At 34.6% G+C, this 15282-nt stretch carries 13 protein-coding genes and 1 tRNA gene; 5 read left to right on the plus strand and 9 right to left on the minus strand.

Translation table 11 applies throughout. The features are described 5' to 3' along the window. Positions 1–3: 3 nt before the first annotated feature. From P0R33_RS12135 to P0R33_RS12150, 4 genes are all read left to right on the plus strand, one after another. Positions 4–912 (plus strand): alpha/beta hydrolase, encoded by a 909-nt coding sequence (locus P0R33_RS12135; protein WP_276171390.1) that lies wholly within the window; start codon positions 4–6, stop codon positions 910–912. A 281-nt stretch (positions 913–1193) separates the two neighbouring features. Continuing rightward, positions 1194–2117 (plus strand): PfkB family carbohydrate kinase, encoded by a 924-nt coding sequence (locus P0R33_RS12140; protein ID WP_276171391.1) that lies wholly within the window; start codon positions 1194–1196, stop codon positions 2115–2117. A gap of 79 nt (positions 2118–2196) precedes the next feature. Next, the gene (locus tag P0R33_RS12145) at positions 2197–4095 is read left to right on the plus strand and encodes an amidophosphoribosyltransferase (protein WP_276171393.1); all 1899 of its coding nucleotides are present in this window, start codon (positions 2197–2199) and stop codon (positions 4093–4095) included. A gap of 780 nt (positions 4096–4875) precedes the next feature. Continuing rightward, positions 4876–5247: a hypothetical protein gene (locus P0R33_RS12150; protein ID WP_276171394.1), complete on the plus strand. Its 372-nt coding sequence runs from the start codon at positions 4876–4878 to the stop codon at positions 5245–5247. 61 nt (positions 5248–5308) lie between these two features. Here P0R33_RS12150 and P0R33_RS12155 read toward each other — a convergent pair whose 3' ends face one another. The 4 genes from P0R33_RS12155 to P0R33_RS12170 all read right to left on the minus strand — a co-directional run bounded on the left by P0R33_RS12155 (position 5309) and on the right by P0R33_RS12170 (position 8716). After that, positions 5309–5920, minus strand: a complete 612-nt coding sequence (locus tag P0R33_RS12155; RefSeq protein ID WP_035646435.1) for a superoxide dismutase — start codon at positions 5918–5920, stop codon at positions 5309–5311. Between the two features lie 140 nt (positions 5921–6060). Continuing rightward, positions 6061–6687, minus strand: coding sequence for an aminoacyl-tRNA hydrolase (gene pth, locus P0R33_RS12160; protein WP_276171395.1), 627 nt, complete (start codon positions 6685–6687; stop codon positions 6061–6063). A 353-nt stretch (positions 6688–7040) separates the two neighbouring features. Next, a complete protein-coding gene (locus tag P0R33_RS12165) occupies positions 7041–7652 on the minus strand; it encodes a 50S ribosomal protein L25/general stress protein Ctc (RefSeq protein ID WP_276171396.1) in 612 nt (203 codons plus the stop codon). Between the two features lie 122 nt (positions 7653–7774). After that, positions 7775–8716, minus strand: coding sequence for a ribose-phosphate pyrophosphokinase (locus P0R33_RS12170; protein WP_229353403.1), 942 nt, complete (start codon positions 8714–8716; stop codon positions 7775–7777). 289 nt (positions 8717–9005) lie between these two features. On the opposite strand from P0R33_RS12170, the gene P0R33_RS12175 reads away from it, so the two are divergent. After that, positions 9006–9085: transfer RNA gene (locus tag P0R33_RS12175), tRNA-Leu, on the plus strand. A 117-nt stretch (positions 9086–9202) separates the two neighbouring features. Here P0R33_RS12175 and P0R33_RS12180 read toward each other — a convergent pair. From P0R33_RS12180 to P0R33_RS12200, 5 genes are all read right to left on the minus strand, one after another. Next, positions 9203–9673, minus strand: coding sequence for an OsmC family protein (locus tag P0R33_RS12180; RefSeq protein WP_276171397.1), 471 nt, complete (start codon positions 9671–9673; stop codon positions 9203–9205). Between the two features lie 220 nt (positions 9674–9893). After that, positions 9894–11078, minus strand: coding sequence for an aldose epimerase family protein (locus P0R33_RS12185; RefSeq protein ID WP_276171398.1), 1185 nt, complete (start codon positions 11076–11078; stop codon positions 9894–9896). Positions 11079–11218: 140 nt separating this feature from the next. Further along, positions 11219–12727, minus strand: a complete 1509-nt coding sequence (gene araA, locus P0R33_RS12190) for an L-arabinose isomerase (protein ID WP_276171399.1) — start codon at positions 12725–12727, stop codon at positions 11219–11221. Between the two features lie 152 nt (positions 12728–12879). Continuing rightward, positions 12880–13581 (minus strand): L-ribulose-5-phosphate 4-epimerase, encoded by a 702-nt coding sequence (locus P0R33_RS12195; RefSeq protein ID WP_276171400.1) that lies wholly within the window; start codon positions 13579–13581, stop codon positions 12880–12882. Then, the gene (locus P0R33_RS12200; RefSeq protein WP_276171401.1) at positions 13565–15256 is read right to left on the minus strand and encodes a ribulokinase; all 1692 of its coding nucleotides are present in this window, start codon (positions 15254–15256) and stop codon (positions 13565–13567) included. Before P0R33_RS12200 ends, P0R33_RS12195 begins: the two co-directional genes overlap by 17 nt. Between the last annotated feature and the right edge of the window lie 26 nt (positions 15257–15282).

Genomic DNA, 15282 nt, shown 5'->3' on the forward strand with positions numbered 1-15282 from the left:
GAAATGAAAAATAAAAAGGTAATTTTTAATCCCATTCTAAAAACACAAAAAACATACAGAGCTTCTATCTTAATGGTGTTGCTATTTATCGCCAATAATGCATCAGCAATTTCTTCAAACTTTACAACAAAGGAAATAAAATTTTTTAGTGAAGGTGTTTCTCTCTCTGGAACTATTGTTACACCTAAAAATATAAAGGCTGCCGTTGTGATTGTTCATGGATCTGGACAAGAAAAAAGAATGCTAAACTTTGCCACAATGCTAGCCGATAGTGGAATTGCAGTTTTAACGTACGACAAACGTGGAATTGGGGAATCGGAAGGCATTTATGCTGGTCCAGAAGTAGGCACTAACAATGTTGATTTCGCAAATCTAAATCTATTGTCTTTAGATGCAAGTGCTGCCGTAAATACTTTATCTAAATCCTTATTAAACAACAAAATACCAATCGGTTTAATAGGAGGTAGTCAAGCTGGCTGGATAATTCCTTTGACTGCTGAAAAAAATAAGAAAGTCAAATTTATGACAATATTTAGCGGAGCTCTTATTACTGTTAAAGAACAATTGAGATTTCAATTTTACACAAATGGAGACAAAAAATTCTGGGATACACATTCAGAAGAAGAAGCTAGAAAACATATTTTTAATGATCCAGACAAATATGAGTTTGTAGACACAAATCCTAATGATGTTCTTTCTAAAGTATCAATTCCAGGGCTTTGGATTTTTGGTGGTAAAGATATTCAAGTTCCCGCAATGCTTTCAATGGAATATCTTGATAAATTAAAATCCAAAGGAAAACATTTCGAATATAAATTGTTTCCAGATTTGGGACATAACACAGCATTTTCAAACTCTGAAGAGCCTATGAAAGATGCTGCGAATTGGATTAAAAATGTAAAGACAAATTAAAGAATTCTTAGCGTTTTAATCCGAAAAAGAAAATCATCTTCCTTTAAAAAAATAAAACAGAAGCAAGACCTGTAAAATATTCGCAATTATTTTCAAAAAACTTGCATCTTAATTCTAGAAAACCTATTTTAATCTTTCTAAAAAATCAATTTTAACCATTTCATTTACAGTATTTTTACTTCGAAATCGTTCTCTTTTTTTTAAGAAAATTTTGAGAACCCAAACCGTTGCAAGATTGTAACTTATGAAGTATCTTTGCACCCTAATTCGAAATTCATAAAATGAATAAACTATTGATTGTTGGAACAGTTGCTTTCGACGCGATTGAAACTCCTTTCGGAAAAACAGATAAAATTTTAGGTGGTGCTGCAACCTACATCGGATTATCAGCGTCATTTTTTAACTTACAATCGGCTATTGTTTCTGTAGTTGGAGACGATTTTCCTCAAGAACATTTAGATTTATTGACTTCAAAAAATATTGATATCTCTGGTATCGAAATTGTAAAAGGGGGAAAGACTTTTTTCTGGAGCGGTTTGTATCACAACGATTTGAATTCTAGAGACACTTTAGTTACTGAATTGAACGTTTTAGCTGATTTTCAGCCAAAAGTTCCTCAAAACTACAAAGATGCTGATGTTGTCATGTTAGGAAACTTACATCCTTTAGTACAAAGCAGTGTTTTAGATCAAATGGAGAAAAAACCAAAATTAGTAGTTTTAGATACTATGAACTTTTGGATGGATTGCGCTCTTCCAGAATTATTAGACGTTATCAAACGTGTAGATGTTATTACAATCAATGACGAAGAAGCAAGACAACTTTCTGGTGAATATTCATTAGTAAGAGCTGCCGCTAAGATCCAAGATATGGGACCAAAATATGTGGTGATCAAAAAAGGAGAACACGGTGCACTTTTATTCCACAACAGAGAAGTATTCTTTGCACCAGCTTTACCATTAGAAGATGTTTTTGATCCAACTGGAGCAGGAGACACTTTTGCAGGTGGTTTCTCTGGGTTTATTGCGCAAAGCGAAAACATTTCTTTTGGAAACATGAAAAATGCAATTATTTACGGTTCAAATTTAGCTTCGTTCTGCGTAGAAAAATTTGGAACAGAAAGGATGGAATCATTAAGCAAAGCCGAAGTAGCGATTCGATTACAGCAATTTAAGTCGTTAACTCAGTTTGACATAGAAATATAATGCGCAAAAGCCTCGATAAAACGGGGCTTTTTTATTACGTTAATACACACAACTTACAACACACAAAAAAACAAAAAAAATGAGCGACGCTTTAAAACACGAATGTGGTATAGCCTTAGTTAGACTACTAAAACCGCTTGAATATTATAAAGAAAAATACGGAACTGCATTTTACGGAATTCAGAAGATGTATCTAATGATGGAAAAACAGCACAATCGCGGACAAGACGGAGCTGGTTTTGCAAGTATTAAATTGGATGTAGAACCAGGACAGCGTTACATCAGCAGAGTTCGTTCAAATCATTCGCAGCCAATACAAGATGTTTTTAAACAAATCAATGAGAGAATCAGCGAAGAGTTAAAAGCTAATCCAGAAATTGGTGATGATGTCAATAAAATAAAATCTGAAATTCCGTATGTAGGCGAATTGTTTTTAGGACACGTTCGTTATGGAACTTTCGGAAAAAATAGCATCGAAAGCGTTCACCCATTTTTACGTCAAAGTAACTGGATGCACCGTAACTTGATTTTGGCTGGAAACTTTAATATGACAAATGTTAAAGAACTTTTCGAAAACTTGGTTGAATTAGGACAGCATCCAAAAGAAATGGCTGATACTGTTACAGTAATGGAAAAAATTGGTCACTTCTTAGATAAAGAAGTTATGCAATTGTACCAAGACTGTAAAGCTGAGGGATATTCTAAAAGAGAAGCTTCGCCAGTAATTGCAGAGCGTTTGGATATTGCAAAAATCTTGGCTCGTTCGGCTAAAAACTTAGACGGAGGTTATGCAATGGCTGGTTTATTAGGTCATGGTGATGCTTTTGTTTTTAGAGATCCAGCAGGAATTCGTCCAGCTTATTTTTACCAAGATGATGAAGTTGTGGTTGTAGCTTCAGAAAGACCTGTTATTCAAACGGTATTTAATGTTCCTTTTGAAAGTGTTCAAGAAATTGATCCAGGAAATGCTTTGATTATCAAAAAGAACGGAAATGTTTCTATGAAACAAATCTTAGAACCAACAGTTAAAAAAGCTTGTTCATTCGAAAGAATTTATTTCTCAAGAGGAAGCGACGCTGAAATCTATCAAGAACGTAAAGATTTAGGTAAATTAATTTTACCAGCAGTCCTTAAAGCTATTGACAGCGATACAGACAACACTGTTTTCTCTTATATTCCGAATACAGCTGAAACTTCATTTTATGGTTTGGTAGAAGCTGCTCAGGATTTCTTAAACCAAAGAAAAAACAATTATATCTTAGAAAACAGAAATACATTAACTGCTGATACACTTCAGGAACTTTTAGCTGTAAAAATACGTACGGAGAAAGTGGCAATTAAAGATGCTAAACTTAGAACCTTTATTACTGAAGATAGTAGCCGTGATGATTTAGTTGCTCACGTTTACGATGTTACATATGGCGTAATTAAACCAGAAGACAATTTGGTTATTATTGACGATAGTATTGTTCGTGGAACTACCCTGAAAATGAGCATCATTAAAATGATGGATCGTTTGAAACCAAAACGTATTGTAATTGTTTCATCTGCACCGCAAATTCGTTACCCAGATTGTTACGGAATTGATATGGCAAAATTAGAAGGTTTAGTTGCTTTTAGAGCTGCACTTGCTTTATTAAAAGAAAGAAACCTTTACCATATTGTAGATGAAGTTTATGCAAAATGTAAAGCACAAGAAAATTTCTCAGATACTGACGTTGTAAATTATGTAACAGAAATTTACGATCAATTTACAAATGAGGAAATATCAGATAAAATAGCAGAAATGTTAAGCTCACCAGAAATCAATGCTGAAGTAAAAATCATTTTCCAAACTGTAGAAGATCTTCACATCGCATGTCCTAAAAATTTAGGTGATTGGTATTTCACTGGAGACTACCCTACTCCAGGTGGAAATCGTGTTGTAAATCGTGCTTTTATGAATTTCTACGAAGGAAAAGACGCTAGAGCTTATTAAAAAAGTATTAATAAAAGGTTAATTTGTGCATTTCATCGGTTTTTTTTGCCGTTCATCCTGTTTGTTTGGTAAAATTGAAAAGCAATGATACTTTTGAGATACCATAACATTAGTAGGTTAAGTTTATGGTAGATTTGGGGCAAAAAAGGTGGAAGAGATTCCACCTTTTTTATTTTATTACAATAAGCCTGAAACAACAATCTTTCCTATTGTTATTATCCTATTCTTTTATTTCACATTCTTTACTCAACTTCTAGAGGCTATTTTATTCTCATTTTTCCTTTAAAAGGACAAGACAATCAATTATAATCCATTTATCGGATATTAGTACATTTCATCTGAAAAGTTTTTTCTCCCAAACATCCATCATTACCTTTACTAAACCATAACATTAGTAGGTTAAGTTTATGGTAGATTTGGGGCAAAAAAGGTGGAAGAGATTCCACCTTTTTTATTTTATTACAATAAGCCTGAAACAACAATCTTTCCTATTGTTATTATCCTATTCTTTTATTTCACATTCCTTATTCTACTCTCTAAAAGGCTATTTTATTCCCATTTTTCCTTTAAAAGGACAAGACAATAAATTACAATCCATTTATCGGATATTAATACACTTCATCTGAAAAGTTTTTTCTCCCAAACATCCATCACTACCTTTACTAAACCATAACATTAGTAGGTTAAGTTTATGGTAGATTTGGGGCAAAAAAGGTGGAAGAGATTCCACCTTTTTTATTGGAATAAATTTTATAATATTGTTCAACTAAAATCCACCCTATGAAACAATTCTCTAAAATTTCTTTAATCGTTTTATTCAGTTTATTTCTTTTTAACTGTTCTGGCGCTAAACCTAAAAACACACTTGCAAGCACTTCTATTGCAAACCAAAATAGCTCAATCCCTGATAAAGAAGCTTCTTTTAATACAAACTCGAGAGAAGCAGGCAGTTCCGTAAAGAATGCCATTAAAGTAAAAAGTGTAGCCGAGGAATATCAAATCGTGAAAAAACTTTGTCCTAATTGCAAAATAAATGGACAGGCTTTAATAAGCGAAGGGAAGAAACATTATGATGTGCTAAATTTGACAAATGAAAAAGGCGAAGCAGTAAAATATTATTTTGACATCAACAGTTTCTTCGGAAAGTGGTAAAATAAAAAAGACGAGCACCTTTCGGAGCTCGTCTTTTCTCTTTATTCTTTACTCTATCTTCTTATTTGTCTAAAGCAAATCTTCTAGCAACTTCAGTCCAGTTAATTACGCTGAAGAAAGCTTCAATATAATCTGGTCTTCTGTTTTGGTAGTTTAAGTAGTAAGCGTGCTCCCAAACATCCATTCCTAAGATTGGAGTTCCACCGTTACCAGCAACTTCTGGCATTAATGGATTATCTTGATTTGGAGTACCTACAACTTCTAATTTTCCTCCTTTTTGAACTGTTAACCAAGCCCATCCAGAACCAAATTGAGTTGCTCCAGCTTTAGCAAATTTTGCTTTAAATTCTTCGAAAGTTCCGAAAGAAGCTTCGATAGCCGCTAATAAATCACCTGTTGGTAATCCTCCACCGTTTGGAGACATTACAGTCCAGAATAAATTGTGGTTGTAAAAACCTCCACCATTATTACGAACTGCTGCGTTAGATTTATCTAAGTTAATTAAGATATTTTCGATTGTTTTTCCTTCTAAATCTGTTCCTGCGATTGCTGCATTAAGATTTGTAGTATATGCATTGTGGTGCTTTGTATGATGGATTTCCATTGTACGCGCATCAATATGTGGTTCTAGTGCATCGTATGCATAAGGTAATTGTGGTAATTCAAAAGCCATGATATTTCTAATTTTTATGGTTTATAATAATTTATCCCAAATTTAGACATTTAACTTTGGAATTGAAAATACTATTTCGTTATAATTCAATTAAATTAACTGATAATTTACTTTTTCATTATATAAATAGCTGTAAATCTTTATTTTCCGTTAAAAGTTGTCATTGTGTTTTCTAGACCAGCAGTTCCAAAAGTCCTAATAATTTCTGCAGAAGTTTCTAAACGCTCTGCTAGTTTTGCTTCTTCTTCTGCATTCCATTCGCCTAAAACATAATCTACCTGTTGCCCTTTTTTAAATTGATCACTAATACCAAATCTATATCGAGTGTAGTTTTGCGTATTCAAAACCAAATTGATGTTTTTCAGTCCGTTATGACCGCCATCGCTTCCTTTTGGTTTTATTCTAATTGTTCCAAATGATAAGTTCAAATCGTCTGTAATGACCAAAATATTTTCTAATGGAATGTTTTCTTTGTCCATCCAATATTTTACAGCTTTACCGCTAAGATTCATATACGTGTTTGGTTTAAGCAGAAAGAACGTTCTTCCTTTAAACTTATATTCAGCCAGAGATCCTAGTTTTACGGTTTCGAATGAAAGACTTTCTTTTCTTGCTAAAAAATCAAGCACTTTAAATCCAATATTATGCCTTGTGTTTACGTATTCGGCTCCGATATTCCCCAAACCTACTATTAAGTATTTCTTCATATTATCTATGTTCTCTTCTTTTTGTGTTGATGAAAACAGTTTTGTTATCCATTTTATCATGTTTGCAAAAGTAAGATTAATTAGAGAATGTGCCAATTGGTTGATTAGATAATTTGTGAATGTGAAAATTAGATAATTGCTTATTGACCTTGATTTAACCGCAAAGGTCAATAATAAAATGTCTCTCCCATATTTAATTAAGCGGACTCATCATGATTTCTTATTGTCATCCTGAGCGAAGTCGAAGAACTGTAAAGAAGATCGACAATCTAAACTCCATACTTTGCGCGGGCTTCGACTTCGCTCAGCCTGACACCGATGCAAAAACTTAGTATCTCAGCAACTTAGAAACTTAGAACCTAAAAAAAAAGCCCCAATCGTAAGATTGAGGCTTTTTGTATAGTTTAAAAAAATTATTTTTTCTTTCCTTTTGCAGGAGCTTTTGCAGCTTTTGCAGCTTCTTGAGCAGCTTTCATAGCAGCACGAGAAATTCTTACTTGAGCAACAACTGTGTTGTCTGGGTGCATAATTTTGTACTCAGGTTTTCCAACTTTAGTAACGTATAATTTGTTACCCATTTCAAGTGGAGTGATGTCAGCTTCAACAAAATCAGGAAGATTTGCTGGTAAAGCTTTAACTTTTAATTTACGTTGGTTCAAACGTAAAACACCTCCAGCAAGAACACCTTTAGATGTACCAACGATTTTCACAGGAACTTCCATTGTGATTTCTTTATCATCAAATAATTGGAAGAAGTCAATGTGTAAAATTTTGTCTGATACTGGGTGAACTTGGATATCTTGCAAAATTGCATTGAATGATTTTCCTTTTCCAAGCTCAATCACAACTGTGTGTGCGTTTGGAGTGTAAACCAAGTTTTTGAACGCTGCAGCGTCTGCTGAGAAGTGTACTGCTTGATTTCCTCCGTATAACACGCAAGGAACCGCTCCAGCATTACGTAAGGCTTTAGTTGACACTTTGCCCACGCTTTCTCTTTCTGATCCTTTAATTGTAATCGATTTCATTGTAAAAAAAATATAGTTATTAATATAAATATTCTATTTTGCTGTAAGCTTTAAGCAATATGCTTTAGGCTTTTTATGCAAAGTAAATAAGCTTACGGCTTAATGCCTACAGCTTACTGCTTTTACATAATGAATTTTCCACTAATGGAATTGTTGTGGTGAACCATCTGCATAACCTCAGCAAATAGAGGCGCACAGCTTACCACTTTTATTTTCTTTGATTCTTTCTTTAACGGAATAGAATCTGTTACGATTAACTCTGTTAATTTTGAGTTTTCGATTTTTTCGTATGCTCCGCCAGATAAAATAGCGTGCGTACAAATTGCTCTTACACTTAGCGCTCCTTTTTCGATCATAAGGTCTGCCGCTTTCGCTAAAGTTCCTCCTGTATCGATCATGTCGTCTACTAAGATTACGTTACGTCCTTTTACTTCACCAATTAGCTCCATAGTATCGATAACGTTGGCTGCTTTTCTTTGTTTGTAACAGATTACTACATCTGATTCTAAAAACTTAGAGTAAGCATATGCTCTTTTTGAACCTCCCATATCTGGAGATGCAATTGTCAAATTTTCTAATTTTAAACTTTCTACGTATGGTAAAAAGATTGTAGAGGCAAATAAATGATCTACTGGTTTTTCAAAGAATCCTTGAATTTGGTCTGCGTGCAAATCCATTGTCATGATTCTTGTTGCTCCTGCAGCTGTTAGCAAATTTGCTACTAACTTTGCTCCAATCGGCACTCTTGGTTTGTCTTTTCTGTCTTGTCTTGCCCAACCAAAATAAGGCATAACAGCTGTAATATGTCTTGCTGATGCACGTTTTGCTGCATCAATCATTAACAACAATTCCATCAGATTATCTGCACTTGGAAAAGTTGAACATACGATAAATACTCGTAAACCTCTAATTGACTCTTCGTAAGATGGCTGAAATTCTCCATCGCTATACGTTGACATCGTTACTTTTCCTAACGGAATTCCGTACTCTTTTGCAATTTTTTCTGCAAGATAAACACTTTGTGAACAAGCAAAAATTTTAGCTTCTGGTTCTAGGTGCGACATTATATTGTTGTTTTTGCTTCGTTGCTTTTAATGTGATTTTAACTTTATTTTTTCGGATAAAGAAAAAACCTTATAAATGCCTCGAATGTAGTTAGTTGTGTGTGCTTCGTTTTAACGAGGTGCAAATTTATAAAATTTATTGGACACTGAAAGGAAAAATTTAAGTATTTTTAGTAGTTGATTTAATTTTATTTTTTACATTTGCACCGTGTTAAAGGAATGACGCCATTTATGACTTCATTCTATTGCGTTAAAATAATCTCTTTTGATTGTTTTTTTCGTCTGCTAAGCCCGGATGGCGGAATTGGTAGACGCGCTGGTCTCAAACACCTGTGGGAAACCGTGCCGGTTCGACTCCGGCTCCGGGTACATAAAAACCTCTTCTTAACGGAAGAGGTTTTTTTTATGTCTTTTTTAAACCATATAAGTGATTTAAGAAAATATAACAGTCGATCAATCACTCTATATTAGATGAACTTCTACAACTTATATGGTGAAAACCTCACAACTCGCCTCATGCAAAACCGAAAAATTGCACGAATTAGCAATAAAACACAATTGATTTGCTTTTTGATGTAATTCTAAAGCCAATTCTATTTTATCTGAATTTGAAATTTTTACTTTAGGATGTAATCTTACTTCAACAAAACGCCCGCTTCCGTCTGGATTTACTTCTAATGTTGCTTCAGCGTTGTCTAAATATTCTAGAACTTCTATTCCGTTTTGAGAACAAACGTATAAATAGGACATCATGTGGCAGGAAACCAAACTGCTTAACAATAAATCTTCGGGATTATATAATGAAGGATCGCCTTTGAAAGCTTTTGCTGCTGAAACGTCTAAAACTGGTTTTCCTTCAATTTTAATTTGATGGGTTTTGCTGTAAAATCTTTTGGATGATTCTTCCTGATTTTTGTTTATAGTCCAATTTAGTGTCGCTTTGAATAGATGTTTCATTTTTCTTGCTTTTACTGACGCTAAGTTAAGATTTTATAAACTGCTAACGAATTAATCTCGCAAAGTCGAAGATTAAGTACAATCTTGTCATTTCTCCTCCGTCGAAATGACAAAAATGTGCGAAGTCTTTGTTTTAACTGGTACTTCTACAAATAAAAAAACCTCGAAAGCACTACCTTCGAGGTTTTTTAAAGAACTAAACTAATTAACAAATTCTAAATTATTTCTTCACTGAGAACTTAAATGTAGTTTTCGTTTTATAATTTTCTCCAGGGTTTAAGACCGTCGTCGGGAAGTTTTTCTGATTTGGTGAATCTGGATAATGTTCTGTTTCTAGACATAATCCTGTTCTATGTGCAAAAGTTCCTCCGTTTGGCATTGGCAATGTTCCGTCAAGGAAATTTCCAGAATAGAACTGAATTCCAGGTTCGTCAGTCGTCATTTCTAAAACCCTTCCGCTTGCTGCGTGGTATACTTTTGCAATAATTGTTTTTCCTTTTTCAGGATTGTTCAATACCCAACAATGATCGTAACCTTTTCCTTTTTCTAACTGATCATTTTTAACATTGATGTCTTTTCCAATTAATTTTGGAGTTCTGAAATCGAAAGGCGTACCAGCAACGTCTTCTAATTTTCCTGTCGGAATTAAAGTCGCATCAACCGGAACTAATTTATCTGCATTTAAAGTCAATTCGTGATCTAAGATTGTTTTGGTGAAATCTCCCGATAAATTGAAATAAGAATGTTGAGTCAAATTAACAACCGTTTTTTTATCTGTTGTCGCTTCATACAAAACTTCTAATTGATTATCATTTGTCAATGTATAAGTCACAAAAACTTTCAGATTTCCTGGATAACCTTCTTCCATATCTTTACTTAAATAAGATAATTTTAAAGAAGCTGTATCACCAGATTTAACCTCATCGGCTTTCCAAACTACATTAAAATATCCTTGCGGTCCGCCGTGTAAAGCATTTGGAGCATTGTTAATTGCTAACTGATATTCTTTTTCGTCTAAAGTAAATTTTCCTTTAGCAATTCGGTTTCCGTATCTTCCAATTAAAGCTCCAAAAAATGGATTTTCTTTTTCGTATTGCGCTAGAGAACTGAATCCGATTACTACATTTTCAGAAACACCTGCTTTATTAGGCACTTTCAAATCTGTAATTCTTCCACCAAAAGTGATGATATCTACTTCCATCCCGTTTTGATTTTTCAGTTTATAACTTTCTACTTTTTCGCCTTTAGCAGTAGTTCCGTATTCCGATTTGTCAATTGTAACTAAAGCTTTTGCATCGGTTTCAGCTTTTTCTGTATCAGCTTTTTTATCGCCTTTACACTGAACTGAAACTATAGCAATACCAAGCATGCTTAATATAAAAAGAGAGCGTTTTAATACATTCATAAATGATAATTTTGGGTTTGTAAAAAAGTTAAATGTTAGATGTAAATTGTTAGATGTGAAATTTAATCATTTTAAAAATGTAAAAATTACCTTTTTAAGTTTTTTCACATTTTACATCTTACAAATTACATTTTACCACCTTACAGGCCGTGTTGAAACAAATGGAAATATGCTTCGTTAGCATTAATTTTATCTTTAAACTCTCTTACAGTCGTTTTTTCATCAATTACCAATAATTCGATTCCAGCAATATCTGCGAAATCTTCCATATATTCTGTTGTGATTGACTGGCTATAAACCGTGTGGTGCGCTCCTCCAGCTAAAATCCAAGCTGTTGCTGCAATTTCAAGATTTGGTTTACAATCCCATAAAACTCGAGCAACAGGAAGTTTTGGCAATTCTGCCATTGGTTTAATGGCTTCAACTTCGTTAACGATTAAACGGAAACGAGTTCCCATATCCACTAAAGAAACATTGATTGCATCTCCCGCAGGCGAATTAAATACCAAACGAGCCGGATCTTCTTTTCCGCCAATTCCTAAAGGATGTACTTCGCAAGAAGGTTTTCCATCAGCGATAGATGGACAAATTTCCAACATGTGAGATCCTAAGACGTATGATTTTTGTGGTGTGAAATGGTACGTGTAATCTTCCATGAAAGAAGTTCCACCTTCTAAACCAACACACATTACTTTTAAAGCTCTAACCATTGCAGCAGTTTTCCAGTCTCCTTCTCCACCAAAACCATAACCATCGGCCATTAATCTTTGTGTTGCAATTCCTGGTAATTGTTTCCAAACTCCAAGATTTTCGAATGTATCTGTGAAAGCACCGAATCCTCCTTCTTCAAGGAAAGCTCTTAGCCCTAGTTCGATTTTTGCCGCTTCTACTAATGAACTTCTTTGTGCTCCGCCTTCTTTTAAAGAATCTGTTAAGTTGTATGATTGCTCATAAACAGCTAATAAATCGTTTAATTCCTTGTCTGTTACTTTTTCAATATGTTTGGTAACATCTGAAGAATCGTATCCGTTTACAGACATTCCGAAACGAATTTGAGCTTCTACTTTATCACCTTCTGTAACGGCAACTTCACGCATATTGTCTCCAATACGAGCTACTTTTAAGTTTTGAAGCTCATCCCATCCAAGAACTACTCTTGACCAGATTCCTAATTGTTTTTGAACTCTTTGATCTTCCCAATGTCCAACTACAACTTTACGTTTTTTACGTAATCTAGACATAATGAAACCAAATTCACGATCTCCGTGAGCGGATTGGTTTAAGTTCATGAAATCCATATCGATGCTTCCCCACGGAATTTCAGCATTATATTGTGTATGTAAGTGGCATAATGGTTTTTTAAGAATATTTAATCCGCCAATCCACATTTTTGCTGGAGAGAAAGTGTGCATCCAAGCAATAATTCCGATGCAGTTTTTAGCAGAGTTTGCAGCCAAACATACATCTAAAATCTGCGATGGAGATTTTACGACATCTTTATAAACCACTTTTACTGGAATTGAAGACGAAGCGTCTAATCCTTTCGCAATAATTTGCGAATGTTCTGCTACTTTTCTTAGCGTTTCTTCACCATATAATTCTTGGCTTCCTACTACAAACCATACTTCTTTTTGAGAAATGTCAATCATTTTGTTATTTTTTGTTTCAAGTTTCAGGTTTCAAGTTGCTGGAATCTAAAAACTCGAATTGTTATTATTTTTGTTTTAAATTTTATTTGTTTCAAGTTTCAAGTTCAACGTTTCAAAAACTTGAAACAAAATAAACCTGAAACCTGAAACAACTATTGTCCGTAATACGAGTCTTTTCCGTGTTTACGATTGTAATGTTTCTTTATTAATGAATCTTTTAATCTTGGTGCATTTGGATTTATTTGCAAAGTCAAATACGCCATTTCTGCCACAACTTCTAAAACTTTACTGTTGTAAACCGCTTTTGCCGCGTTTTTTCCCCACGCAAACGGACCGTGATTTCCAATTAAAATCATTTCTACTTCTTCGTATGAAAGATTTTTTTCTTCGAAACAATCCAGAATCTGAATTCCAGTATTGTGTTCATAGTTTCCTTCAATTAAATGATCTGCCATTGGCGGCGCACACGGAATATCGGCTGTTAAATGGTCCGCATGTGTGGTTCCGAAAATCGGAATATCTTGTTGCGATTGCGCCCAAGCCACAGAATACGTTGCGTGTGTATGTGCAACTCCACCAATATTTGGCCAATTTTTGTATAAATAAGCATGCGTTTTCGTGTCAGATGACGGGCGCATTGTTCCTTCAATTACGTTATTATCAAAATCGACAATTACGATATCTTCAGGTTTTAAATCTTCGTAAGGAACTCCGCTTGGCTTAATGGCAAAAACACCATTTTTTCTGTCCACGGCGCTTACATTTCCAAATGTATACACCACCAAATTCAATGCATTTAACTGCATATTGGCTTCGTAACATTCTTGTTTTAAATCTTTATATTGAGAGCTCATGTTTCGATATTTTAAGGTTTGGATCTGCAAAAGCACTTAATTTTTCATATCCTAAAAGAAGCTTATGATACGCTTCAACTTTATCTGTCTGAGGGAAATATTCTCCATCAAAATCACTTCCGATTTTTTGGCTTGCTTCGATTACGTTTGGATAAATTCCGGCTGCAACGGCTGCATAAATTGCCGCACCTAAAGCTGGAGTCTGGTCTGAAGCTGCAATTTTAATTGGCTTGTTTAAAACATTCGCCAAAGTCTGCATGATGAAAGGAGATTTTCTCGCCACACCGCCAATTCCGATCACGCTGTCAATTTTCACGCCTTCTTCTTCAAAACGATCTACAATTTTCTTCGCTCCAAAACAAATTGCGTTTACCAAAGCTTTAAAAATATGAGGTGCTTTTGTTCCTAAAGAAAGGTTCGAAATTGCACTTTTTAATTCCTGATTGGCGTCTGGAGTTCGTCGCCCGTTAATCCAATCCAAAGCAATTGGAAGACTTTCTGAAACTGGAATTTTCTCTGCTTCTTTTGTCAATTCTACAATTAATTTATCGCTGAATTCTTCTCTCAATTGTTCTTTTTGAGCATCATTTAAAAGAGATGATTCACTTAATAAATGTTCTGTCGGCCACATTAATAATTCTTTATACCAAGCCAATAAATCTCCAAAAGCAGATTGCCCCGCTTCTAAACCAATAAAACCTGGAATAACCGAACCATCAACTTGTCCGCAGATTCCGCGAACGGTTTTTGTTCCCACTTCATCATAAGAACCAACTAGAATATCACAAGTTGAAGTTCCCATAACGCGAACCAAAGTATTCTCTTCGATTTTAGCTCCAACTGCTCCAGAATGTGCATCGAAAGTTCCAACAGCGACAACTGTTTCTGTAGAAAGTCCCAAACGGTCTGCCCATTCTTGGCTTAGTTTTCCAGCAACTAAATCTGATGTATAGGTTTCATCATATAAGTTTCCGCGAAGTTGAGCCAAATAAGGATGTAATTTTTCTAAGAATTCAACTGGCGGTAATCCGTTCCAGTCTGTATGCCACATTGCTTTGTGTCCAGCTGCGCAACGGCTTCTTTTGAACGTTTTTAAATCTTTATCTTCAATTAACAAATAGGTCATTAAATCGCAATGCTCCATCCAAGTGTGCGCTGCATTTTGAACTGCTTCATCTTGTCTTGCAATATGAAGGATTTTAGCCCAAAACCATTCCGAAGAATAAATTCCTCCAACGTATTTTGTAACGTCTTCTCCGCCCCAACTAACTGCTAATTCGTTGATTTCGTTTGCTTCATTTATAGAAGTATGGTCTTTCCATAAAACCATCATCGCATTTGGATTTTCTTCAAAACCTTTTGTCAATGCCAATGGCGTTCCGTCTTTTGTAACTGGAACTGGAGAAGATCCCGTTGTATCAATACAAATTCCTTTTACTAAAGAAGGATCAACTTTACTTTCTTTAACTACATTTTGAATTGTAATTTCCAATCCTTCGATGTGATCCAAAGGATGCTGACGAAATTGGTTTATCGATGCGTCACAATATTGTTTGTTTTTCCATCTTTTGTAATGAGAAACATTCGATGCCAACTCTTGTCCATTTTCAGCGTCAATCAGCACCGCGCGAACAGAATCTGTTCCGTAGTCCAATCCTATTACATAATTTTTCATTCTATTTTATTTTTAAAATATTGACA

This window comes from Flavobacterium sp. YJ01, from assembly GCF_029320955.1.
Classification (GTDB): domain Bacteria; phylum Bacteroidota; class Bacteroidia; order Flavobacteriales; family Flavobacteriaceae; genus Flavobacterium.